Origin of the sequence: Streptomyces sp. NPDC007205, from assembly GCF_040634095.1 — a bacterium.
Classification (GTDB): domain Bacteria; phylum Actinomycetota; class Actinomycetes; order Streptomycetales; family Streptomycetaceae; genus Streptomyces.
Window position 1 is genome coordinate 1 of the sequence record NZ_JBEYEW010000100.1, and the last position, 6700, is coordinate 6700.

Annotated in this window: 6 protein-coding genes and 3 pseudogenes; 6 read left to right on the top strand and 3 right to left on the bottom strand. The window is 67.3% G+C overall.

Going from position 1 to position 6700, the window contains the following annotated elements:
- Positions 1-164: 164 nt before the first annotated feature.
- A pseudogene (locus tag ABZ624_RS41560) lies at positions 165-709 on the top strand (DUF5994 family protein).
- A gap of 210 nt (positions 710-919) precedes the next feature.
- On the opposite strand, the gene ABZ624_RS41565 reads toward ABZ624_RS41560, so the two are convergent.
- Together ABZ624_RS41565 and ABZ624_RS41570 are read right to left on the bottom strand one after the other, a co-directional pair.
- Positions 920-1168 (bottom strand): hypothetical protein, encoded by a 249-nt coding sequence (locus tag ABZ624_RS41565; RefSeq protein ID WP_352226419.1) that lies wholly within the window; start codon positions 1166-1168, stop codon positions 920-922.
- 87 nt (positions 1169-1255) lie between these two features.
- Positions 1256-2492, bottom strand: a pseudogene (locus tag ABZ624_RS41570) (GAF domain-containing SpoIIE family protein phosphatase).
- 345 nt (positions 2493-2837) lie between these two features.
- Between ABZ624_RS41570 and ABZ624_RS41575 the strand changes: the two are divergent.
- Positions 2838-3194, top strand: coding sequence for a PRC-barrel domain-containing protein (locus tag ABZ624_RS41575; RefSeq protein WP_360100707.1), 357 nt, complete (start codon positions 2838-2840; stop codon positions 3192-3194).
- Between the two features lie 27 nt (positions 3195-3221).
- Positions 3222-3395, top strand: coding sequence for a hypothetical protein (locus ABZ624_RS41580; RefSeq protein WP_360100710.1), 174 nt, complete (start codon positions 3222-3224; stop codon positions 3393-3395).
- Positions 3396-3541: 146 nt separating this feature from the next.
- Here the strand turns inward: ABZ624_RS41580 and ABZ624_RS41585 are convergent, their stop codons facing one another.
- The gene (locus tag ABZ624_RS41585) at positions 3542-3811 is read right to left on the bottom strand and encodes a hypothetical protein (protein ID WP_360100713.1); all 270 of its coding nucleotides are present in this window, start codon (positions 3809-3811) and stop codon (positions 3542-3544) included.
- 254 nt (positions 3812-4065) lie between these two features.
- Between ABZ624_RS41585 and ABZ624_RS41590 the strand changes: the two genes are divergently transcribed.
- The 3 genes and pseudogenes from ABZ624_RS41590 to ABZ624_RS41600 form a co-directional block, all read left to right on the top strand.
- Positions 4066-5553 carry an NF041680 family putative transposase gene (locus ABZ624_RS41590; protein ID WP_360100716.1) on the top strand — a complete coding sequence of 496 codons (1488 nt, stop codon included), beginning with the start codon at positions 4066-4068 and terminating at the stop codon, positions 5551-5553.
- 55 nt (positions 5554-5608) lie between these two features.
- Positions 5609-6133: a hypothetical protein gene (locus ABZ624_RS41595; RefSeq protein ID WP_360100719.1), complete on the top strand. Its 525-nt coding sequence runs from the start codon at positions 5609-5611 to the stop codon at positions 6131-6133.
- A gap of 124 nt (positions 6134-6257) precedes the next feature.
- Positions 6258-6700: pseudogene (locus ABZ624_RS41600) on the top strand (transposase); the annotation flags it as partial.

Genomic DNA, 6700 nt, shown 5'->3' on the forward strand with positions numbered 1-6700 from the left:
GAAACCCCAGGAACTACCTCGCCTTTCTCGGTCTCGCCGCCGCCCTGTGCTGCTACAAACGACTCGTTCGCCTCACCACATAGGACACGGTCTAAAGCTCCTGTCGTTCTCGGCGATTCACAACCCCGGGCCGGTGTACACTGGCACGGGGACAGGTCCGCGTCATGACCGCGACCATTCTGTATACGCCGGCGGTCGAGGAGCGGACCTTTTCGCTGCCGCTGCGTCTTGCGCTCGCCTCAACGGACACCCCTGGTGCTCTTCTGGACGGTGCCTGGTGGCCCCGCTCCCGCGACCTGGCGGCGGAACTTCCTGCGTTGACAGCGGTGCTGGATCCCCTTTGGGGGCGCATCACGCATGTCACGGTGAACCCGACCCTGTGGCCGGTCATCCCACGGAAGGTGCCCGTTGATGGGCATGTGGTGAGCGTCGGCTGGTTCAAGGCCGAGCAAGACCCCCACAAGCTGTTGCTGCCTACACCGTCGGCCGCTGGGACCTGCTGGTGATTCCGCCGCAGACGGATCCGGCCATCGCCGCCTGGCTGATGACCGCGGCTACCGGTCCGCTGCGCAGCCACACAGCGAGTGATCTGCTGGAGAGGGCCGAATTCCAACGGATCGTGATAGAAGCCGATCAGGCCCGAGAAGCGGTCTGGGACTCCGAGGGCGGCCATGGCGCCCGTGTGACCGCGCCAGCACGCTCTGCGTGATCCCCGAAACGGCCCCGGTGAAACCGCCGGGGCCGTCCTTTCAGGCGCAACACGTGAGAGTGCGCAACCCACAATCCAGGCTACACCTGCAGGTAGTTTCCGACGTGACTCCGTCGGCTGACGCGAAGCATGAGCACATTCTGCTCGGACCTCAAGCACCGACGGCCGGGCCCAGCTGCCGGCAGCGCCCGGCCGCCGGCAGAGCGCTTGCTATTCCGCATTACCGCGCCACTGACCCTGGACACGGAACCAGAGTCCGGGAGCGTAGATCGATTCGACGACAGCGGCTTCGCCTTTGGTCACCCTGAGGATCCGCAATGCGCCGCTCGGCAGCAGGTCGTACTCGTACGTGGCAGGCGACTCACCTTCGGTGATGTCGTCGTAGGAGATATCTGCAGCCGCCAGCTCCGCGTATTCCTTGGGGGGCCGGTTCTCCACCAGCTTGATGAACACGCTCATACCTTGACGATAGATCCCTCGCGATTTTCTCGCGTGACATGCAAGAGTCACCGCCAACGGCCGCACCACCAGTCGGGCGGTATCGGCTCATTCCAGGGTGGCAATGTGGTCGGCGGCACCGCCGCGCCACTCGATCAGGAAGAGGGTCGCGTCGTCGCTGGTGATCCCGCCCCGCTCCCGGATCAGGGTGCGGGAGAGAGAGCGCACCGCCGCCCGAACCCCTTCCTCGGCGTGCTCGATGCGGTTCACCCAGGCGATGAGTTGCTCCTCGCCGAACTGCTCGCCGCGGACATCGTGCTCCTCGATCAGGCCATCGGTGTCACAGCACCCGGTCGCCGACCTGGAGCGTCTGCTCGCTGAGCTGGGGCTCGTCGCCGCCGAAGCCGACCGGCAAGGTGGTGGGGCTGTGCAGTTGCCGGACGACCTGGTGGTTGCGAATCAGCAGCGGCGCGGGGTGGCCGGCGTTGACCCGTTGCAGGTGGCCTGTCGCAACGTTCAGGCGCATCATCTGTGCGGTGACGAAGTGCTCGGACCCGAACTGCCCGGCGATGGCCCGGTCCATGAACGCGTAGATCCCGGACAGCCCGACGTCGGTGCGTCGGGCGTGCCGGTAGGCGCCGATGGCGACGGTCGCCATGGTGGCGGCTTCCAGGCCGTGGCCCATCGCATCGACCGCGGCGACGTGCAGGATGTCGTCGTTGAGGGCGTAGTCGAAGCTGTCGCCGGCGACCTCGTAGGCGGGTTCGAGGATGCCGGCCACCGCGACCTGCGGGGTGGACATCGACAGCGGGGGCAGCAGGGACCACTGGATCTCCGCGGCCACGCTCATCGGCTCGCGCCGTCGGGTCTGGAAGAACTGGTCGGTGTAGTCGTTCTTGGTGACCAGCATGGGGGCGGCCAGGCCGGCCAGTCGGTGCAGCAGCCGCCGGTCGTCGTCGACGGTGTCCAGGGTGAGCGCCAGCACCCCCACCTGGTCGCTGCCGTCCAGCAACGGCAGGTAGATCCGCACGCCGTCTGCCTGCGGCACCTCGACCGGGGTTCCGCTCCGGAAGGCCGTGCCGGCGGGGGAGCCATCAATCGGCGCGCGCTCGCCGACGGTCAGCCGCCTACCCGGCAGCGGCACCAGCATCAGTGGTTCGTAGTCCTGCAGGAGGACCGAGACGTCACGGCCCCCGACCCGGCCCACCACTTCCACGATCAGCGGGGCGATCAGATGCGGTGGCATCTCGTGGGCCTGGTCCAGCAGCACCCCCAGCAGCCGCTCACCGAATCCTTCCGACCGGTCCACCGCGCCCTTTTCGGGCTGCGCCTCTCCTGCCGTCACAGCCGCAGCCGCCCTTGATGGATCCTCGCCTCAGCCTGCTCATCAGTCAGAAATTCCACCGGCATGCGGCGGACGGTAGCCACCCCCACCAGTGATCGAGGCTCTTCCGGCGCCCCCCCGAACAAGGCCGGTCGCCTGTGCTAGACACCCATGATCAAGTGCTTAGCGCCAACGGCTGTACCGCTGGTCCCCAATGCCGTCTGCGGCGCGTCACCGGGGGAACCGTCATGGCTGGCCGCCCGGGGAGGCCCGGCGGGGTGTCCAGGCTGGTGTGGGCGGGCTTTGCGGGGCAGGCTGAGAAGTGCACCGGCTACGGGCACCTGACCGCACGAATGGGGACCTGAGATGATCCAGATCGCGGATATCCGGGAGTGGCGGACCCACGACGTCGTCGATGTGGGCGGTCACAAGATCGGCGTGCTGGAGTCCGTCTACGTGGACACCAGCACCGACGAGCCCGCCATGGCCACCGTCCAGGTCGGGCTGCCCACCCGCCGCCACCTGGTCTTCGTCCCATTGAACGGCGCGATCGCGGGGCCGGGCTACGTCAAGGTCGACTACGACCGGTCGCTGGTGAAGAAGTGCCCGGCGATCGGCATGGACGACGTCCTGCCCGCCGAGGACGAGGCCGCGATCTTCGCGCACTACGGCCTGCCCTACCAGCCCGGCGCGAACGGTGAGCGGCAGCTCGCCCGCCGCTGACCGGCCATCGAGGAGGTGCCTTACACCATGACGCTCTTCCTGATCCTCGTCATCGCCGCGATCGTGCTGGGCATCATCGGCGCCGTCGCCAAAGGGCTGTTCTACCTGCTGGTCATCGGCATCGTGGTGTTCATCGCAGCCCTGGTGTTCCTGGGCGTGCACCTGCGGCGCTCCGGCCGGCACCGCCGCACGCTGCGCTGAGACGTCATGAGGCTGCCGGGCCGGAATGGCCGGGCAGGCACGAGGCGAACCGCCGACACGACCACGCCGGCGTGTCACCCGATCAACGCACCCTGCCCCAGCAACGACACGGCTGCGTCACCACGTCCCCCCGAGCAGCAGTACTTTCAGAACGGTACCGTTCCTTCACCGATGAAGGGCACAGACGTTTCATCGTTGGGCATGGCAAGAGGGCGGATCCGACGCTCCTGGCCGGTCGGCAAACGCAAGCGAGCCTCAGCGTCTCTCATGGCATCCGCCAGCCCTACCGGAACGTGGCGCAGGACGCCGCCCCACAAGCCCGTGTCCGGGAGGAATAGGCCCAGGTCAACCTCCATGGCGATCCGCTGATCACCAAGGAGGAACCAGGCGTCGTCACAGCGCAGGCGGGCTGACATGCCGCCATCCTGCACATGCAACGGGTTCCGAGAGCCACACGCCGCCTTCAGCCGAACGAGCGTCACGCAGCGTGATGGTTGAGCCGTCCCCGCACCGCCCGGGTTCGGAAACAGGCACTTAGCTTGTCATTTAACGACCGGCATCGAACGCGGCTCGCACTTGATCAGTGTTTTCGCAGTTCGGCGGACGTGTAGGCGGCCTCCGCCTGATCCTGTGCTCCGTCACAGAGTGGATCAACACGAAGGCCGTGGTCGTGAGTTTGGTGCATCAGGCCGTCCTGCGAGATGCGTTCGCGGAAGTGTCACACTTCCGGTCGGAGCTGTATGCGTGTCTGACCGCGCGGGGCGACGCATTGTTCGAGTTATGCGACGCGCTGCTGTGCACGGACGGGCCGGTGCGGACGCTGGTCGATCTTGCACTCGCGCCTGAACACCGCCGTGGGCACGGAGCCCTGTACGGCGGACTCAACCAAGGCCGGATCGACGTCGCCCGGCTGCGTCGGGCCCTGGCCGGGGTGCCGTTGCCGAGGGCGGCGGATGGTCGGCTCGTGCTGGCGGTGGATGTCTCGCCGTGGCTGCGCCCGGACGCCAACACGTGTGCTGACCGGACCTTTTGCCACACGTTCGGCCGGGGCGAGGGCAAGCATCAGATGATGCCCGGCTGGCTGTACTCGGTGGTGACCGCCCTGGAGACCGGCCGCAACTCGTGGACGGCAGTGCTGGACGCGGTCCGTCTGGAGCCCGGCGCCGACGTCGCCGCGGTGACCACAGTGCAGATCCGCGAGGTCATCGAGCGCCTGGTCGCCGCCGGCCAGTGGCGGCCGGGTGACCCGGAGGCCCTGGTCGTGCTGGACGCGGGATACGACGCTCCTCGCATCGCCCACCTGCTGGGTGACCTGCCCGTCGAGATCCTCGGCCGACTCCGTTCGGACCGGGTGATGCGGCGTCCGACCCCCTCCCGCGAAGAGTTCCACCTGGCCAACCCCAAGGGCGGCCGGCCGCCCAAGCACGGCGGCGAGTTCGTCTTCGGCGACCCCGCAACCTGGGGCACCGAGGAGGCCGTGACCGTCACGGACACCCGGCTCTACGGGAAGGCGACCGCGCAGGCGTGGGACCGGCTGCACCCGCGGCTGACCCGCCGGGCCGCATGGCTCGACCACGACGGGCCGCTGCCCATCATCGAGGGCACCGTCATCCGCCTGGCCGTGGAGAAGCTGCCCAGCGGCGGAGTCAACAAGCCCGTCTGGCTGTGGTGGTCGCGCACCAGCGCCACCGAAGCAGACGTCGACCGCTGCTGGCAGTCCTTCCTCCGCCGTTTCGACATCGAGCACACATTCCGCCTGTTCAAGCAGACCCTCGGCTGGACCAAGCCTCGGCTCCGCAGCTCGGAAGCGGCCGACCGGTGGACCTGGCTCGTGATCGCCGCCTATGCCCAGCTCCGGCTCGCCCGTCCGCTGGCCACCGATCTCCGGCGCCCCTGGGAGAAACCGGCCCCGCCGAACAAGCTCACGCCGGCCCGGGTCCGCCGGGGGTTCAGGAACCTGTGCACGAAGACCGGCTCCCCGGCCAGTGCACCGAAACCGTCTCGTCCCGGGCCTGGCCGACCGCCGGGTTCGAAGAACCGCCGCCCGGCCACCCGGCATGACGTAGGCAGAGTCCTCGCCACCGGCGAGGCGTACAGCCGCCCCGCCCACCAAAAGAAGGGCACCAAACCCCGTCGCACCAAGGAGCGGCAAACTTGACGGCCTGGGCCATGTGCAGCGGGCACGAGGCCGATGGATTTCACGGGGTACGTCGGTGGATCTCAGCTCAGTGATCATCGCTGTGGCAGGCGTCGCAGGAACCCTGGGAGGAGCGCTACTCACCCAGCGCGGCTCCGAACGAGCGAAGCGCCTGGAGATAGAGCTCGTTCGAGACCATGAGGAGGTCCGCGAGAACCGTTCGCTGCGGCGCACCTGCTACGTGCAACTCAACCGGGATGCTCGGCAGTTCACCACCGCACTCAACCGCCACCTGCACGTCATGAGGGAACGCGGCGTGGAGGAGGCCGACAGTGACGCACTCGAGGGGGCGAAGAACGCGCACCGCGATCGATATTCCGAAGCACAGATGATCGCCCCAGAAGAAGTACTCAGGCGAGCGAGTGTCGTCAACCAAGCCCTGAACAAGGTCTACGGCCAGGTCAAGCGCCTTGAACGGGGTGCCCCCGAACCAGGCGAAACGATGGAGACCGCAGTACAGGCCCAGTACGAGGTCTGGGAGATGCTCCGAGCTATGAGAACCGCTATGCGCCATGACCTCGGTGTGTCGCATGAAGATTGAGGGCTGACACTCAACTCCGTGCGGGCTCTCTTATCTACCTCGACCAGCCGAAAAATGATCGAGGCAGATGTTAAAACGCAAGCTTAGACCGTGTCCTATGTGGTGAGGCGTCGTTGACCTGGTCATGGGGCAGGGCACGTGGAGTTGGATTGTCCCGGACGGGCTGTGGGAGATCGCGAAGCCGCTGATCCCGCCGTCGAGGGTACGGCCGCAGGGCGGCGGAACGCAGGACACACCTGATGAGACACTGTTCGCTGCCATGATCTACGTCCTGGTCAGCGGCTGCGCTTGGCGCCAACTGCCGCCATGCTTCGGCATATCCAAGTCGACAGCTCACCGCCGGTTCTTGATCTGGTCGAGAGCCGGTGTCTGGGGCCGCCTGCACGAAGCGGTGCTGCACCGGCTCGACGACGCTGGCCTCATCGACATCACCCGCGTCGTCCTCGACACCGCCCACGTCAGGGCTAAAAAAGGGGCGAACACACAGGTCCGAGCCCCGTGGACCGGGGCAAGCCGGGTTCCAAGATGCACATCCTGTCGGACGCGAACGGACTGCCCCTTCTCGTC

Coding starts and splice junctions, on each gene's coding strand:
- ABZ624_RS41580 (WP_360100710.1), top strand. CDS start 3,222: ATGACGCTCTTCCTGATCCTCGTCATCGCCGCGATCGTGCTGGGCATC.
- ABZ624_RS41585 (WP_360100713.1), bottom strand. CDS start 3,811: ATGTCAGCCCGCCTGCGCTGTGACGACGCCTGGTTCCTCCTTGGTGAT.
- ABZ624_RS41575 (WP_360100707.1), top strand. CDS start 2,838: ATGATCCAGATCGCGGATATCCGGGAGTGGCGGACCCACGACGTCGTC.
- ABZ624_RS41565 (WP_352226419.1), bottom strand. CDS start 1,168: ATGAGCGTGTTCATCAAGCTGGTGGAGAACCGGCCCCCCAAGGAATAC.